We start from the raw sequence: 16692 nt of genomic DNA on the forward strand, positions 1-16692 counted from the left end.
TGGACATGACCGAACACAAAGACCGGGACCACACCGAGCACACCGAGGACGCCGGGTTCGTCCCGTACGCCGACTACATCGACCGGGTCTGGCAGGGCACCGAGACGCTGCTGCCGCATCTGGCGGGCACGTACTCCAGCAGTGAGCTGGTGCGCCTGCGTGACCGTGTGGGCTTCTTCCCCGCGTTCGCGAACGTGGCGGCCTTCGACACGGGCGACGGCGTGGTCCTCGTCGACTCGGGTGACTTCCGTACGGCAAGCCAACTGCACGAGGCGGTCGCCGGGTTCGGCGCGGGACCGGTGCGCTCCGTGGTGTACACGCACGGTCATGTGGACCACGTCTTCGGAATGGCCCCCTTCGACCAGGAGGCCGACAAGAGCGGCGAACCGCGCCCTGAGGTGATCGCTCACGAGGCCGTCCCTGCGCGGTTCGACCGCTACGTGAGGACGGCGGGCTACAACTCCTGGATCAATCGCAGGCAGTTCGGAGTGCCCTCCCTGGAGTGGCCCACCACATACCGGTATCCGGACGTCGTCTACCGGGACCGTCTCACCGTGCGGCGCGGGGAGCTGACGTTCGAGCTCGTGCATGCGCGCGGGGAGACCGACGACCACACCTACGTATGGATCCCCGAACTCAGGACGCTGTGCACGGGCGACCTGTTCATCTGGAACACGCCGAACGCGGGCAACCCCCAGAAGGTGCAGCGCTATCCGGAGGACTGGGCGCGCGCCCTGCGCGCCATGCAGGAACTCGGCGCCGAACTCCTCCTCCCTGGACACGGCGTGCCCGTGGTCGGCTCCGACCGCGTGCACCAGGCTCTCGACGACACCGCGCGCCTCCTGGAGTCGCTGTGCGAGCAGACCAGGGCGCTGATGAACGCGGGCCACCGCCTCGACGCGGTCATCCACGGGGTGAAGGCCCCCGAGGACCTGCTGGCGAAGCCGTACCTCCACCCGGCCTACGACGAACCGGAGTTCGTCGTGCGCAACCTGTGGCGCCTGTGGGGCGGCTGGTACGACCAGAACCCCGCGCATCTCAAGCCCGCCCCGGAGGCGGACGTCGCGGCCGAGTTCGCGCGAGCGGCGGGCGGGGCCGCCGCGCTGGCGCTGCGCGCCTCCGAGCTGCTCGCCGCCGGGGAACTGCGTCTCGCCTCGCATCTGGCGGAGACGGCGGCCCTCGCGGCGCCCGCCGACCAGGAGGTGGCACGCGTGCGTGCCGACGTGTTCGCACGGCGCGCCCTCCAGGAGACGTCGACCATGGCCCGCGGTGTCTTCCACTGGGCCGCCGCGGAGTCGGCCGCCGTGGCCGCCGGCACGGATGTGCAGACGGAGTTGACGCGCTCCCCCGAGGGACGCAGGCGGGCCGAAGGGGCGATCAGCGTCGGCGTGGTCGACGACGAAGACGGCTGCTGCTGATGAGCCGGGCGTGGCGCACCACGTGGCTGCTGCTCGCCTTCATGCTCGTGAACTTCGCGGACAAGGCCGTGCTCGGGCTCGCGGGCCCGGAGATCCGGGCGGACTTCGGCATCACGCGGCAGGAGTTCGGCACGGCGCAGTCGGCGTTCTTCGCGCTGTTCTCGCTGGCCGCGCTCGGGGTCTCGGCCCTGACGCGGCGCGTGCGGACGACGACCCTCCTCCTGGTGCTCGCGCTGCTGTGGTCGGTCGCGCAGCTGCCGATGCTGTGGGGGGCTGCGGGGTTCGGCACGCTACTGGCCACGCGCGTGCTCCTCGGCGCGGCGGAGGGGCCGGCCGCCCCGGTCGCCATGCACCACGTCCACGGCTGGTTCCCGCAGCGGGAGCGGTCCCTGCCGACCGCGGTCCTGCTGGTCGGCGCGGCGGCCGGAGTGGCCGTCGCCGCGCCCGTGCTCACATGGGTGATCACACACTGGGGCTGGCGCTGGTCGTTCGGTGCCGTCGGTCTGGCGGGTCTTCTCTGGGCCGTCTGCTGGCGGCTGTGGGGCGCGGACGGGCCGCTGGCACCGGCGGTCACCAGGAAGCCGCACGAGGCAGCTGAGCGGGCACCGGACGCCAGGAACCCGTCCGAGGCCGCCGAGCAGACACCGGACGCGCGGAAGCCCCACGAGGCCGCCGGGCAGACCTCCATGCCCGACACAGTGCCGTTGCGCGCCATCCTGCTGTCCGGCACGTTCCTCACCGCCGCGTTCGGCTCGTTCGCCGCCTACTGGTCGATGAGCACCATGCTGACGTGGGCACCGGACTACCTGGAGAGCGTCGTCGGCTGGGACCTGCACCAGGCGGGCGCCATGGTCGGCCTGGGCGCCCTCGCCAACGGGGCGGTCCTCCTCGGGCACGGCCTGATCGCCCAGCGCTCCGCCCAGAAGGACACACACCGGCGCCTGCCCCCGGGGGCAGGCGCGGGTCTCCTCGTCACCGTCGCGGGCTGCGCCACCGCCTTGTACGGCACGACGGACACCCTGGCGGTCAAGGTGCCCATGATGCTCGGCCCCATGGCGCTCGCCATGGTGATGCTGACGGTGGCGTCCACGGCCTGCGCCCGGATCGCTCCGCCGACCCAACGCGGCGTCGTCCTGGGCGCCTTGACCTTCGTCTACGCGCTGGGCGGCATCCTGTCGCCCCTCGTGCTCGGCGGCATGGTGGACCGCGCGAGGACGGTGTCAGCAGGCTACGAAGAGGGCTGGCTTCTCACCGCCGGACTGCTGGTGACGGCGGGGGTGCTGGCCGCGCTCTTCTGCCGCCCGGAGACAACGGCCCGGCGACTCGGCCTTCCGGAGCCCGCGGCGGGGTCGACGCCGCAGGTGCCGGTGGCTCACTGAATGGGGCCGGCCGCCGCACAAGGGGTTCACGCGTGCGTGGGGCTCATCCGGTGAGGGCACGCAGCCCGGCCGTGACCACGACGGCGGCCGCGACGACGACGAGGAACGGCGCGCGCAGTATCAGCGCGACCGCCGCCGCGGCCAGCCCGGCCGCCTTCGCGTCGAGAAGGGGCGTGGTGCCTTCGGCGAAGGTCTGCTGAGCCGTGAGCGCGGCCAGCAGGGCCACGGGAAGCAGCGCCGCCAGCCGCCGGACCACTGGACGTTCCAGGACACCGGCGGGCACCAGGAGGCCGATGAGCTTGACGGCGTAACAGCCGACTGCGGTCACGGCGACCGCGATCCAGATGTTCATCGGCCCTCTCCTTGTCGGCCGACGGCCTTCTGCGAGTTCTCTTGTGGGTTCGCTTGTGGGTTCGCTTGCGGGTTCTCTCCGGTCGCTCTCCGTGCCGCCCGGCGCCCCTCTACGTAGAGCACGGCCGGCGCGGCGAGCGCGGCCACAAGGACGGGGACACCGGCCGGCAGGACGGGCAGCAGCCCGAGTCCGAGGATGACGGCGATGCCGGCCACCGTCCGATCCGTGGAGGTCCGCAGCATCGGCGCGAGCAGCGCCAGGAAGACCGCGGGTCCGGCCGCGTCGAGCCCCCAGGCGTCGGTGTCCCCGATGGCCTCCGCGCCGAGCGCCCCGAGCAGGGTCGTGAGGTTCCACAGCACGTACAGGGTGAGTCCCGTGACGGTGAAGCCGATGCGGGCGCTGCGGCGCGTGGGCTGGGCGAGCGAGACGGCGGCGGTCTCGTCGATGACCCAGTGCGCGGCGAAGGGGCGCACCACGCGCGGGAGGGCGAGCAGCTGGGACAGGCGCAGCCCGTAGAAGGAGTTGCGCACGCCGAGGAAGAAGGCACCGGCCGCGGCGGTGAGCGGGTTGCCGCCGGCCGCGATGGCGCCGACGAGGGCGAACTGCGAGGCCCCGGTGAAGACGAGCAGGCTGAGCGCGCAGGTCTGGAGCACGCTGAGACCGCTGCCGGCCGAGGTCACGCCGAAGGCGAACCCGGAGAGTCCGACGGCGACACCGACGCCGAGTGCGTCCCGGACGACGGCGGAATCGGCCTTCTCAGGCCCTCCGCCCCCAGGCCTGCCGGTCTCGGACCTTCCGTCCCCAGGGCTCCCCACATGCCCAGGCTCGCCCGGCTCCCGTTCCGACCCGGCGCACGCTGATCCGGCGCGCTCTGATCCTGCGCGTATCGCTGCGGATGTTGTCTGTTCTGCCACGCCTCCGACGGTACGAGGGAGCCGACGGCCAGGTCTTGTACGTTCTTGCGCTCCCGCTGGTAGGCGCCGGGCGGTACGCCCACGATCCGCGTGAAGTGGCGGTTCAGGTGCGGCTGGTCCGTGAAGCCGACCGCCACGGCCGCGTCGGCGGGTACGGTGCCGCCGTCCAGGAGGCGGCGGGCAGCCCGCACGCGCGCGTTGGTGAGCCAGGTGTGCGGCGGCATGCCGTACGCGTCCCTGAAGGCGCGCAGCAGGGCGAACGGACTGGTGCCGAGTTCGGCGGCGAGGGCTTCCAGGGACGGCGGCTCGGCCATCCGCTCGACGAGTACGGCACGCGCGCGTGCCGCGATCGTGGTGCCGGCGGACGGCATGGGGCGCGCGGTCATGGGCTGCCCGTGATCGCGCAGCAGCCGGGCGACCACGATGCGCAGCAGGCTGTCGGCGGCGAGCGCGTTGCCCTCCTCGGCCGCGCGGTGCACCTCACTGATGAGGCGGGCCGCGTGCGGGTCGCCGACGATCGGCTCGGCGAACGCGGCGGTACCGCGGACCGACAGGGTCTCGCCGGCGATCTCGGCCACGACCTCGGCCGACGGATAGAGCGTGTGGTACGCCCAGCCCTCGGGTCCCCCGGCCCGGGCGGTGTGCGCCACCTCGGGATTGATCATGACGACGCTGCCGGGACCCGCGTGCACCGTGCCGGTCGGCAGCCCGACGTCCTCGACGCCGCTGGTGACCGCGGCGAGGACGTACCCGTCGTGGCTGTGGCGGGGGAAAGTGTGCCGGACGTAGCGCGCCCGCAGCAGGTCGAGGCCCGGCAGCTGCTCGTAGCGCCAGTGCCTGGCCCATTCCTTCGTTCCCGACCCCGCCATGGGTCCCATTCTGCGCCACGACCGGGCCGCGCCGCCCGCCGCCCGGGTCCTGACGCGGAGCGTTTGCGCAGGTCCGGGCCGTTGTCAGTGGGGAGGTGCACGATGGGTGCATGGTCAGGTCCGCACGCAGCCCGCTCGACGGCTTCTCCCCCGCGACCCGCAGTTGGTTCACGGGGGCGTTCTCCGCGCCCACGTCCGCGCAGGCCGGGGCGTGGCAGGCCATCGGCGAGGGCTCGGACGTGCTGGTCGTCGCGCCGACGGGTTCCGGAAAGACCCTGGCCGCGTTCCTGGCCGCCCTGGACCAGCTGGCGTCGACGCCACCGCCGGCCGACCCGAAGAAGCGCTGCCGCGTCCTGTACGTCTCGCCCCTCAAGGCCCTCGCGGTCGACGTGGAGCGCAATCTGCGCAGCCCGCTCACCGGTATCCGGCAGGAGTCGGTGCGCCTCGGGCTGCCCGAGCCCGAGGTGAAGGTCGGCATCCGCTCCGGGGACACGCCCCCGGCCGAGCGCCGCGCCCTGTCGACCCGGCCCCCGGACATTCTGATCACGACGCCCGAGTCGCTGTTCCTGATGCTCACGTCCGCCGCGCGTGACGCGCTCACGGGCATCGAGACGGTGATTCTTGACGAGGTGCACGCTGTCGCGGGCACCAAGCGCGGCGCCCATCTCGCGCTGTCCCTGGAGCGGCTCGACGAGCTGCTGCCCCGGCCTGCCCGCCGGATCGGCCTGTCGGCGACGGTCCGTCCCGTCGACGAAGTGGCGCGCTACCTGTCGCCGCAGCGCAAGGTGGAGATCGTCCAGCCCCGCTCGGGCAAGGAGTTCGACCTCTCGGTGGTCGTCCCCGTGGAGGACCTGGGCGAGCTCGGCGGCTCGCCCGTCGCCGACTCGGACCAGGCCGCGGAGCGTCCGTCCATCTGGCCGCACGTCGAGGAGCGCATCGCCGACCTGGTCCAGTCGCACCGCTCGACGATCGTCTTCGCCAACTCCCGCCGCCTGGCCGAGCGCCTGTGCAACAGGCTGAACGAGATCGCGTACGAGCGGGCGACAGGCGAGGCCCTCCCCGAGGACCACTCACCGGCCGAGCTGATGGGCGGCTCGGGCGCGGCGAACGGAGCGCCGGCGGTCATCGCCCGCGCCCACCACGGTTCGGTCTCCAAGGAGCAGCGCGCCCTCGTCGAGGAGGACCTCAAGGCGGGCCGCCTGCCCGCCGTGGTCGCCACGTCCAGCCTCGAGCTGGGCATCGACATGGGCGCGGTGGACCTCGTCGTCCAGGTGGAGTCCCCGCCCTCCGTGGCTTCCGGCCTCCAGCGCGTGGGGCGCGCGGGACACCAGGTGGGCGCGGTCTCCACCGGCGTGGTCTTCCCGAAGTACCGGGGCGACCTCGTCCAGGCGGCGGTCGTCACCGAGCGCATGCGCACGGGCTCCATCGAATCCCTGCGCGTCCCCGCCAACCCCCTGGACGTGCTGGCCCAGCAGCTGGTCGCGATCACGGCGCTCGACACCTGGCAGGTGGACGACCTGCTCGCGCTCGTCCGCCGTGCGGCGCCCTTCGCATCGCTTCCGGAGTCCGCGTTCACGGGCGTCCTCGACATGCTCGCGGGCCGCTACCCGTCCGACGCGTTCGCCGAGCTGCGTCCACGCGTGGTGTGGGACCGCATCGCCGGCACGGTCACCGGACGCCCCGGTGCCCAGCGCCTGGCCGTCACCTCCGGGGGCACGATTCCGGACCGCGGCCTCTTCGGGGTGTTCCTCGCCGGATCCGACCCCAAGAAGGGCGGCGGCCGGGTGGGCGAGCTCGACGAGGAGATGGTCTACGAGTCCCGGGTCGGCGACGTGTTCACACTCGGTACGAGTTCCTGGCGCATCGAGGACATCACGCGCGACCGCGTGCTGGTCTCCCCCGCGCCCGGCGTCCCGGGCAGGCTCCCGTTCTGGAAGGGCGACCAGCTCGGCCGCCCGCTCGAACTGGGGCGCGCGGTGGGCGCGTTCCTGCGCGAGGTCGGCTCCCTCTCCCCGGAAGACGCCCGGCTCCGGCTGCTCGCGGCGGGCCTCGACGCGTGGGCGGCGGACAATGTGCTGGCCTATCTGTCCGAGCAGCGCGAGGCCTGCGGCCACATCCCGGACGACCGGACCATCGTGGTCGAGCGGTTCCGTGACGAGCTGGGCGACTGGCGGGTCGTCGTGCACTCCCCCTTCGGCGCGCAGGTGCACGCTCCCTGGGCGCTCGCTCTCGGTGCCAGGCTCAGCGAGAAGTACGGCATGGACGCGCAGGTCATGCACGCCGACGACGGCATCGTGCTGCGCCTTCCCGACGCCGACCTCATGAGCCTCGACCTCCTGGACCAGGAGCCCTCCAAGGCCGGTTCGGAGTACGACGCCGACCAGGCGCCCCTCGGGGCCGCCGACGTCGCCTTCGACAAGGGGGACGTCAGCCAGATCGTCACCGACCAGGTCGGCGGATCGGCGCTGTTCGCCGCCCGCTTCCGCGAGTGCGCGGCGCGCGCCCTTCTGCTGCCCCGCCGCAACCCTGGCAAGCGCACCCCTCTGTGGCAGCAGCGCCAGCGCGCCTCCCAACTCCTCCAGGTGGCCAGCGAGTTCGGCTCGTTCCCAATCGTCCTCGAAGCCGTACGGGAGTGCCTCCAGGACGTCTTCGACGTGCCCGGCCTCGCCGAGCTGATGGGTGACATCGAGTCCCGCAAGGTCCGCCTCGTCGAGGTCACCACCCCGGAGGCCTCCCCGTTCGCCCGCTCACTCCTGTTCGGCTACGTCGCGCAGTTCCTGTACGAGGGTGACTCCCCGCTCGCCGAGCGGCGCGCCGCGGCCCTGTCGCTGGACTCACGGCTGCTCGCCGAACTGCTCGGCCAGGCCGAGCTGCGCGAGCTCCTCGACGCGGACGTGCTCGCCGAGCTGGAGCAGGAGCTCCAGTGGCGCACCGACGACCGCCGCATCAAGGACGTCGAGGGCGTCGCGGACCTGTTGCGCGTCCTCGGGCCGCTCACGGAAGCCGAGTTGGCGCAGCGGGGCGCCGAGCGGGAGTGGGCCGCGGAGCTGGGGTCCGCCCGCCGCGCCATCCGGGTCCGTATCGCGGGCGCCGACCACTGGGCGGCCATCGAGGACGCGGGCCGGCTGCGGGACGCGCTCGGCACCGCGCTGCCCGTCGGCGTCCCCGAGGCTTTCATGGAGCCCGTCAAGGATCCCCTGGGCGATCTTCTCGCCCGGTACGCGCGCACGCACGGCCCGTTCACCTCGGCCGCGGCCGCCACCCGCTTCGGTCTCGGCGCGGCGGTCACGGACGGCGCACTCCAGCGCCTGGCGGCGAACGGGCGGGTGGTGCAGGGCGAGTTCCATCCGGCCGGCATCGGCCAGGAGTGGTGCGACGCGGCGGTGCTCCGCCGACTGCGCAGGCGTTCGCTCGCGGCGCTGCGGCACGAGCTGGAGCCGGTTCCGCCCGCCGCCCTCGCCCAGTTCCTGCCCCAGTGGCAGCACATGGGAGGGCACGGGCTGCGCGGTGTCGACGGTCTGGTGCGCGCGGTCGAGCAGTTGCAGGGCGCGTCCGTACCGGCGTCCGCCCTGGAAAAGCTCGTCCTGCCGTCCCGGGTCTCGGGCTACGCGCCCGCGATGCTCGACGAACTCACGGCGTCGGGCGAGGTCGTGTGGGCGGGCGCGGGTTCCCTGCCCGGCAAGGACGGCTGGGTCTCCCTGTACCTGGCCGACACGGCCCCCCTGCTGCTCCCCGCGCCGCACCCCCTGGAGCTCACCGCTCTCCACCAGTCCGTCCTGGACACCCTCACCGGCGGCTACGGCCTGTTCTTCCGCCAGATCGCCGACCAGGTCCGCGCGACGACGCACCCCGACGCCACCGATCCCAAACTGGCGGACGCGCTCTGGGATCTGGCCTGGTCCGGGAGGCTCACGAACGACACGCTGGCTCCGATGCGCTCGCTCCTCGGGTCGGGTCGCACCGCGGGATCCACGGCGCATCGCGCCCGTCGGGCGATCCCGCGCGGGCGCTACGGAGGCCTCACCTCCGCCGCGCGGACCGCCTCCCGTTCGGGCCCGCCGACCGTCGCGGGCCGCTGGTCGCTGCTGCCCACTGTCGACCCGGACCCGACGGTGCGCGCCCACGCCCTGGCCCGCACCCTCCTCGACCGGCACGGCGTGGTGACCCGGGGCGCCGTCGCCGCGGAAGGCGTGGAGGGCGGCTTCTCCGCGGTGTACCGCATCCTGTCCGCCTTCGAGGAGAGCGGCCAGGCCCGGCGGGGGTACGTCGTCGAGGGCCTCGGCGCCGCGCAGTTCGCGATGGACGGCGCGGTGGACCGCCTGCGCGCCGCCGCGAACGCCCGCGACCGCGGCGACGCCCCGCCCGACCCCTACGCAGGCCCGCCCAGCACGCCGGCGAACCCCACGACCGACCCGTCGGCCGCCTGGGACCCGTCGTGGTCCCACGCCACCGGACCACACGCCATCCCGGACTTCCCGCCGGACACGGTCCCGGACTTCCCGCCGGACTTCGCGGAACACAACGCCTGGCCCACACCCGTCCGCCCCGGCCCCGGCCCCGGCTCCGGCCGCGCCCCCCGGCGCAGAGCCGCGTCCCGAGCCATCGTCCTCGCCGCCGCCGACCCGGCGAACGCTTACGGAGCGGCTCTGCCCTGGCCCGACTCCCCCACCGGCGCCGGACACAAGCCGGGCCGCAAGGCGGGCTCCCTGGTCGTACTCGTCGACGGCGAGCTGACCCTGTACATGGAGCGCGGCGGCAAGACCCTGCTGGCCTGGCCGGCCTCCGAGGGCGACGCCGGCGCGTTCACCGCGGCCGAGCTGGCCGAGGACTCCCGGCTGCCCGCCGCGGCGGAGGCGCTGGCCGACGCCGCCAGGGCGGGTTCCCTCGGCACGATCACCGTGGAGCGGATCAACGGCTCTGCCGCTCTGACCTCCCCGTTCTCATCCCTCCTGGAAACAGCCGGTTTCCACGCGACCCCGCGAGGCCTCCGCCTGCGCGCGTAGTCCCGACGCCCTACGGACCGCCCTCACCCGAACCCGACCCCCACGACATCACCGGCCCACCCCTCCCCCATGGCGCCCACGCCGACCCTCCCCCCGCTACGACCCGTGCCACCCTTGACCCATGCCCGAAGGAGACACCGTCCTGCAGACCGCGCGGCGTCTGCACACCGCCCTCGCGGGCCAGGTGCTCATCCGCTCCGACCTGCGCGTACCCCGCTTCGCCACGGCCGACCTGACCGGTCGCACGGTCCTCGACGTCACCCCGCGCGGCAAGCACCTCCTCACCCGCGTCGAGGGCGGTCTCACCCTGCACTCGCACCTCCGCATGGACGGCTCCTGGAAGGTGTACGCACCCGGAGAGCGCTGGACCGGCGGCCCGGGCCACCAGATCCGCGCGGTCCTCGGCAACGCCAACCGCACCGCCGTGGGCTACCGCCTCCCCGTCCTCGAACTCCTGCGCACGACCGACGAGAACAAGGTGGTCGGCCACCTCGGCCCCGACCTGCTCGGCCCGGACTGGGACGCGGCCACGGCCCTGCGCAACCTCCTCCGCGACCCGGCCCGCCCCCTGGGCGAGGCCCTCCTCGACCAGCGCAATCTCGCGGGCATCGGCAACGTCTACAAGTCCGAGCTGTGCTTCCTCCTCCAGGTCACCCCCTGGCTGCCCGTCGGCGGCCTCCCGGCCGACATCGCCGCTCGTCTCCCCGAGCTCGCCAAGAGGCTCCTCGAAGCCAATCGCGACCGTCCTGCGCGCGTCACCACCGGCAGCGGCCGCCCCGGCCAGCGGCTCTACGTCTACGGCCGGGCACCCCGCCCGTGCCTGCGCTGCCGCACCCCGATCCGCTCGGCCGACCAGGGCGACGGCACCCGCGAACGCCCCACCTACTGGTGCCCCTCCTGCCAGCACGGCCCGGCCCCACGCCCGTACGCGAGATAGCGCAGCCCTCTGCGAACCCACACCAGATAGCCCGTACAAGCTAATTGACGACCCGTCAGAAATGCTCGTACGGTCCCCTCATGCCCGTCACCGCGTACGACCTCACCGGACGCACCGCATTCGTCACCGGCGCCGCGAGCGGCATCGGACGCGCTTCCGCCCTGCTGTTGGCCGATGCCGGAGCCACTGTGCACTGCGCCGACCGCGACGTTCAGGGCCTGCACGAGACGGCGACGCTGATCAAGGCCAGGGGCGGCACAGCCCGCACGCACCCCGTCGACGTCGCGGACCGCCCCCAGCTCGCCGAGGCGGTGGCGGCGGCCGTCGACGCGAGTGGCCGCCTCGATGTCATGGCCGCGATCGCCGGGATCATGCACAGCAGCCCCGTCCTGGAGACCCGCGACGAGGACCTCGACCGCGTCCTCGGCATCAATTTCAAAGGTGTGCTGTACGCCTGCCAGGAGGCCGCCCGCGCCATGATCGCGACGGGCACGCGCGGCAGCATCGTCACGATGGCGTCGGGGGCCGTGGACACCGGCGGCCCCGGGTTGCTCTGCTACGGCGTCTCGAAGGCCGCCGTCGTCCAGCTGACCAAGACGCTTGCGACCGAGGTCGGCCCGCACGGCATCCGCGTCAACGCGGTCGCGCCCGGCTGGATCCGTACGCCCATGACCGGCCGGCACGACGCGTCGGAGCAGTCGCACACCGAGGCTCTGATGGTCCGGATGTCCCCGCTGGGCCGCGTAGGCGAGGCGAACGACATCGCACACGCCGTCCTGCACCTCGCGTCGGATGCGTCCTCGTTCACGACGGGTCAGATCCTCCGCCCGAACGGCGGCGTCGCCATGCCCTGGTGAGCCGCCCGCCCCCAGCCCTCACCCACCGCTTCGTCGCCCCCGCAAACGCCCCACCCGGCCGCACGGGTCCCGCGGCCCCGGCAGCCCGCGACTTGGGCACACAGTGCACCGGCAGCAGGCTCAGCCCCCATCCACCGGCCGCCACCGCCCCCTCGAACGCTCCGGCGTCCGGCGAGAAGGCCAGACGCACCAGAACCCACCACCACAGCGCCCCGAAGGCCACGCCCGGTATCCAGCGCGCGTTCCGCCACACCCCGGCCGGTATTCCGCGCACGGTGCGCCACGCCACGGCCGCCACCTCCTGCCCGATGCCGAATCGGATCGAACCCGAATGCCGGCGCCACCCGGCGGCAGGGCGCTCCGGAGGCGTTCCCGCACACCGAAGGCACTCCGCACCCGTAGAAAAAAATCCCCTTCACCATGGCACGAATGCCCTGATGCGGGCATGTCGAGCCCTCCCGGCGCACCTGGCTCCGCCCCCGCTCGGCATGCAGAAGCCCCGGCCGATCTCCCGGCCGGGGCTTTCACACACTTATGAGTGACACCTGCACGAGGCGTCACGCCGCGTGAGATCACGCAGCGACGACGTCCACCGCTTCCGCAGGTGCCTTGATGGTCACCCGTTCCGGTGGGACACCGGCCACGGAGACAGAATTGAGCCGCGGGCGAACCGGTGCGGGCACCGGATCAGTAGCCGCTGCCGACTCGGCCAGCTCGGCGAGAGCGAGCTCGTCGCTCACCTCGCGCATGAGCTCGGACATCCGTACGTCAAGCGCGTCGCAAATAGCGGACAGCAGCTCGGAGGATGCCTCCTTCTGCCCCCGCTCCACCTCGGAGAGATAGCCGAGCGAGACTCGGGCGGACGAGGAGACTTCGCGCAGAGTACGGCCCTGGCGCTGGCGCTGCCGACGCAGCACGTCACCCAGCAGGCGACGGAGCAGAATCATCGGTGGCTCCCTCCTCGGACCGCGTAGCCGCATCCTTCACGCCCCACCGTACCGCCTTGCGCCGCGGCCGTGCGGGGAGCGATGTCGTGTTCACTCAGGGCTGTAAACATCAAAACCCCCCGTTCTGTTCCGTATCCTGTGCCCGCTCATTCTCTGCGCGTTCGCTCAAGAGCTGCTCAAGGAGCAGCTCAAGCACACTCCGTACACTCTCCATACGGATTTCCGAACGGTCGCCGTTCAACCGCAACGCGGCCACTTTCCGGCTACGAGCGAAACTGCCGGCCTGAGCCCCCCAGCGCTCGACCCCGGCGCCGGCTCCCGCGTCAGCCTCTGCGGAACCCGTCTCGAAGGCCGTGGAGTCCCCCGGCCCGGCGACGGCCACGAAGACCGTCCCCACCGGCTGCCCGTCCTGCTCGTCGGGCCCGGCGACGCCTGTGGTCGCGATCCCCCAGTCCGCGCCCAGGACCCTGCGCACCCCGGTCGCCATCTGCAGGGCGACCTCGGGATCCACCGCCCCACGCTCGGCCAGGAGAGTGCCGTCGACGCCGAGGACGTCCCGTTTCAGGTCGGTCGCGTACGAGGTCACGGATCCGCGGAAGACGCGCGAGGCGCCCGGCACGGAGGTGATACCGGCCGCCACGAGGCCACCGGTGAGCGACTCGGCGACCGCGAGGGTCTCGCCGCGCACGGAGAGCAGCCGGAGCACCACGGCGGCGGTGGCGAGGCCGTCAGCCCCGCCACCGCCGACCGCTCCGGACGTCACTGCTCCGCCGCCGCCTCACGTTCGGCGCGGGCGGCACGCTCGGCCGCCATGCCCTGCCGGCGCAGCACCACGGCCTGCTTCACGTAGTCGAGGCCGGTGAGCACGGTCAGGGCGACCGCCACCGCCATCACCCAGAACCGGAAGGTGGCCAGCGGCCCGGTCAGCGCCAGGACGTACATCCCGACCGCCGTGCCCTGCGCGAGGGTCTTCATCTTGCCGCCGCGGCTGGCCGGGATCACCCCGTACCGGATGACCCAGAAGCGCAGCAGGGTGATCCCGAGCTCACGCCCGAGGATCACTCCCGTCACCCACCAGGGCAGGTCGCCGAGGCTGGAGAGACAGATGAGCGCCGCCCCCATGATCGCCTTGTCGGCGATGGGGTCGGCGATCTTCCCGAAGTCCGTGACCAGGTTGTACGTGCGCGCCAGATGCCCGTCGAAGACATCGGTGATCATGGCGACGGCGAAGGCCGCCCAGGCCCAGGCGCGCCAGACGGGGTCGTAGCCGCCGTCGGCGAGCAGGAGCGCCACGAAGCCCGGCACGAGGACGAGCCGGAGCATGGTCAGGATGTTCGCGATGTTCCACAGGCTGGCCTGGTTGACGGCCGCAGCGCCCAGCTTGCCGCCGGGCGCCGGCCTACCGGAACCGCCCGTTGCGGACGCCGGGACTCCGGTCATCTGCCCGCCTCCTCAGAACACTCGAGCGGCTCGGCGACCAGATCCACGCCCTGGGTACCGACCACCTTTGCCTCGACGATACGACCCACGCTCAGGCCCGCGCTGCTCGTGAGCAGGACCTGTCCGTCCGTCTCGGGTGCCTGGTGCGCGGCGCGCCCGACGACCCCGTCCTCGTCGTCGATGGACTCGACGAGGACGTGGACCGCCTCGCCCACACGCTCTTCCGCGCGCTGCGAGACCAGCTCCTCGGCGAGCCGCGACACACGCGCGAGGCGCTCGGCGACGACGTCCTCGTCGAGCTTGTGCTCGTACGACGCCGCCTCCGTGCCCTCCTCGTCGGAGTAGCCGAAGACGCCGATCGCGTCGAGGCGGGCGCCGGTGAGGAAACGCTCCAGCTCGGCCAGGTCGGCCTCGCTCTCACCGGGGAAGCCCACGATGAAGTTCGACCGGACACCGGCCTGCGGTGCCTTGTCGCGGATCGTGGACAGCAGCTCGAGGAAGCGGTCGGTGTCCCCGAAGCGCCGCATGGAGCGCAGCACGGCGGGCGCCGAGTGCTGGAACGAGAGATCGAAGTACGGGACGACCTTGTCGGTGCCCGTGAGGACGTCGATGAGACCGGGACGCATCTCGGCGGGCTGCAGATAGCTGACGCGCACCCGCTCGATCCCGTCGACGGCGGCCAGCTCGGGCAGCAGCGTCTCCAGGAGTCGGATGTCGCCGAGGTCCTTGCCGTACGAGGTGTTGTTCTCGGAGACGAGCATGACCTCCTTGACGCCCTGCTCGGCGAGCCAGCGCGTCTCACCGAGGACGTCGCTGGGCCGGCGCGAGATGAAGGAGCCGCGGAAGGACGGGATGGCGCAGAACGTGCAGCGGCGGTCGCAGCCGGATGCCAGCTTCACCGAGGCGACGGGGTTCGTCCCGAGACGGCGGCGCAGCGGGGCGCGGGGGCCGGAAGCGGGCGCGAGACCGTCGGGCAGGTCCACGGGGGCGTGTCCGGGAAGCGCCACCTCGGCGCCGGCGTCCTGGCGCTCGGCCGGGCTGATCGGCAGCAGCTTGCGCCGGTCGCGCGGGGTGTGGGAGGCGTGGATGCCACCGTTGAGGATGGTCTGGAGCCGGTCGGAGATGTCGGCGTAGTCGTCGAAGCCGAGCACGCCGTCGGCCTCGGGGAGGGCTTCCGCCAGGTCCTTGCCGTACCGCTCGGCCATGCAGCCGACGGCCACGACGGCCTGGGTTCTGCCATGGCCCTTGAGGTCATTGGCTTCGAGAAGGGCGTCGACGGAGTCCTTCTTGGCGGCTTCGACGAAGCCACAGGTGTTGACGACAGCGACGTCTGCGGCCTCGGCGTCCTCGACGAGCTCCCAGCCGTCCGCCTCCAAGCGGCCTGCGAGCTCCTCCGAGTCCACCTCGTTACGGGCGCAGCCAAGAGTGACAAGGGCGACGGTACGGCGTTCGGGCATGGGCTCAAGACTACTTCGTCCCACCGACAGCACTGCCCGCGAGGGTTACCCGGAGATCACCACCGGGCAACCTCCCGCTCATCCGACCTCGGGATCACCCTTGGTGTAGGTGAGGCGCTCGACCTGTCCGGGCTCGAACTCGTTGTCCACCTGCTTGCCGTTCACGTACAGCTGGATGGCGCCCGCGTCACCGAGGACGAGGTCGACCTTCTGGTTGTCCTGGAAGGTCTTCGACTCACCCTGTTCCAGCAGGCCGTCGAACATGATCCGTCCGTTGTGGTCCTTCGCGGAGATCCAGCTGCGCCCGTCCGCCGCGTTGATCTTGACGGTGACCTTGTCACGGGGCGCGGCCGCGATCGCGCTGCCGGACGGGTCGGGCTTGGGGTCGGTGGGCTTGGTGGGCTTGGGGGTCTGCGTGGGCTTCGCCTTGCCGGTGACCGGTGTCGCACCCTCGGCGGCCTGCTGCTTGTCGCCGTCGTCGCTGCCGCCGAACGCGGTGAACCCGACGAAGCCGATCACCGCGACGATGGCGGCGACCATGGCCGCCGTCCAGTTCGGCCGGCGCGGCTCGGACCTGATCCGCTCGGCCTCGAACAGCGGAGCGGCCGGAGTCGGCGCGGGCCGCCCGCCGCGCTCGTCGGCGAACTGGGCGAGCAGCGGCGCGGGATCGACGCCCACGGCGCGCGCGATGGTCCGGATGTGGCCGCGGGCGTAGACGTCGCCGCCGCACCGCGAGAAGTCGTCCTCCTCGATCGCGTGCACGATCGGGATGCGCACCCGGGTGGACGTGCTGACTTCGTCGATGGTCATCCCGGCGTCGACGCGCGCCTGCCGTAGGACGCGCCCGATCGAGGGACGGTCGTCCGCGGGCGTGGGCGCCTGCTCGACGGCCGGAGGGGGCGTCGCGTGAAGGTCATCCGAAGGACGGTCGTCTTCAGGGGAGTTGCCGATGGACACGGGGGCGCCTTTCGAGCGTGTAACCACCTGCTGGAGGTTCAGTCTAGGGGGGGTACGAAAGGGTGGGGCAACCGGGCGGTCAGACTTTGTACGCCATCGGTATGGCCGGACACAACGGCCGGTCACTCCGATGCTGGGACACCTACCTGTCCCCTCCCTCAA

12 protein-coding genes and 1 pseudogene are annotated in these 16692 nt (G+C 72.5%); 5 read left to right on the forward strand and 8 right to left on the reverse strand.

The annotated features are described in order from the left end of the window. Window positions 1-5: 5 nt before the first annotated feature. Complete coding sequence (locus ACIPWY_RS38170) at window positions 6-1418, forward strand: alkyl sulfatase dimerization domain-containing protein (RefSeq protein WP_393706077.1); 1413 nt, start codon at window positions 6-8, stop codon at window positions 1416-1418. Next, a complete protein-coding gene (locus ACIPWY_RS38175) occupies window positions 1418-2797 on the forward strand; it encodes an MFS transporter (RefSeq protein ID WP_393706078.1) in 1380 nt (459 codons plus the stop codon). The genes ACIPWY_RS38170 and ACIPWY_RS38175 overlap by 1 nt, the downstream gene beginning before the upstream one ends. A 43-nt stretch (window positions 2798-2840) precedes the next feature. On the opposite strand, the gene ACIPWY_RS38180 is transcribed toward ACIPWY_RS38175, so the two are convergent. From ACIPWY_RS38180 to ACIPWY_RS38190, 3 genes and pseudogenes are all read right to left on the reverse strand, one after another. Further along, window positions 2841-3149, reverse strand: a complete 309-nt coding sequence (locus ACIPWY_RS38180; RefSeq protein WP_389551327.1) for an AzlD domain-containing protein — start codon at window positions 3147-3149, stop codon at window positions 2841-2843. After that, entirely contained in the window at window positions 3146-3964 is an 819-nt protein-coding gene (locus ACIPWY_RS38185; protein ID WP_393706079.1) for an AzlC family ABC transporter permease, read from the reverse strand. Before ACIPWY_RS38185 ends, ACIPWY_RS38180 begins: the two co-directional genes overlap by 4 nt. 212 nt (window positions 3965-4176) lie before the next feature. Next, window positions 4177-4941, reverse strand: a pseudogene (locus ACIPWY_RS38190) (AraC family ligand binding domain-containing protein); the annotation flags it as partial. Between the two features lie 101 nt (window positions 4942-5042). Between ACIPWY_RS38190 and ACIPWY_RS38195 the strand changes: the two are divergent. The 3 genes from ACIPWY_RS38195 (at window position 5043) to ACIPWY_RS38205 (ending at window position 11729) form a co-directional block, all read left to right on the forward strand. Next, a complete protein-coding gene (locus tag ACIPWY_RS38195; protein ID WP_393706080.1) occupies window positions 5043-9935 on the forward strand; it encodes an ATP-dependent helicase in 4893 nt (1630 codons plus the stop codon). A gap of 121 nt (window positions 9936-10056) precedes the next feature. Then, window positions 10057-10872: an Fpg/Nei family DNA glycosylase gene (locus ACIPWY_RS38200; protein WP_393706081.1), complete on the forward strand. Its 816-nt coding sequence runs from the start codon at window positions 10057-10059 to the stop codon at window positions 10870-10872. Between the two features lie 80 nt (window positions 10873-10952). Beyond that, entirely contained in the window at window positions 10953-11729 is a 777-nt protein-coding gene (locus tag ACIPWY_RS38205; protein ID WP_393706082.1) for an SDR family NAD(P)-dependent oxidoreductase, read from the forward strand. Window positions 11730-12301: 572 nt separating this feature from the next. Here the strand turns inward: ACIPWY_RS38205 and ACIPWY_RS38210 are convergent. The 5 genes from ACIPWY_RS38210 to ACIPWY_RS38230 all read right to left on the reverse strand — a co-directional run bounded on the left by ACIPWY_RS38210 (window position 12302) and on the right by ACIPWY_RS38230 (window position 16530). Next, complete coding sequence (locus ACIPWY_RS38210) at window positions 12302-12676, reverse strand: helix-turn-helix domain-containing protein (RefSeq protein ID WP_100591071.1); 375 nt, start codon at window positions 12674-12676, stop codon at window positions 12302-12304. A gap of 109 nt (window positions 12677-12785) precedes the next feature. Continuing rightward, window positions 12786-13439 carry a CinA family protein gene (locus ACIPWY_RS38215; protein ID WP_401536870.1) on the reverse strand — a complete coding sequence of 218 codons (654 nt, stop codon included), beginning with the start codon at window positions 13437-13439 and terminating at the stop codon, window positions 12786-12788. Further along, entirely contained in the window at window positions 13436-14116 is a 681-nt protein-coding gene (gene pgsA / locus ACIPWY_RS38220) for a CDP-diacylglycerol--glycerol-3-phosphate 3-phosphatidyltransferase (RefSeq protein ID WP_383896968.1), read from the reverse strand. Before pgsA ends, ACIPWY_RS38215 begins: the two co-directional genes overlap by 4 nt. Continuing rightward, window positions 14113-15573 (reverse strand): 30S ribosomal protein S12 methylthiotransferase RimO, encoded by a 1461-nt coding sequence (rimO, locus tag ACIPWY_RS38225; protein ID WP_362909226.1) that lies wholly within the window; start codon window positions 15571-15573, stop codon window positions 14113-14115. Before rimO ends, pgsA begins: the two co-directional genes overlap by 4 nt. 78 nt (window positions 15574-15651) lie before the next feature. After that, a complete protein-coding gene (locus ACIPWY_RS38230; protein ID WP_393706083.1) occupies window positions 15652-16530 on the reverse strand; it encodes a helix-turn-helix domain-containing protein in 879 nt (292 codons plus the stop codon). Between the last annotated feature and the right edge of the window lie 162 nt (window positions 16531-16692).

The organism is Streptomyces sp. NPDC090032, from assembly GCF_044748025.1.
In the GTDB taxonomy this organism is placed as follows: domain Bacteria; phylum Actinomycetota; class Actinomycetes; order Streptomycetales; family Streptomycetaceae; genus Streptomyces.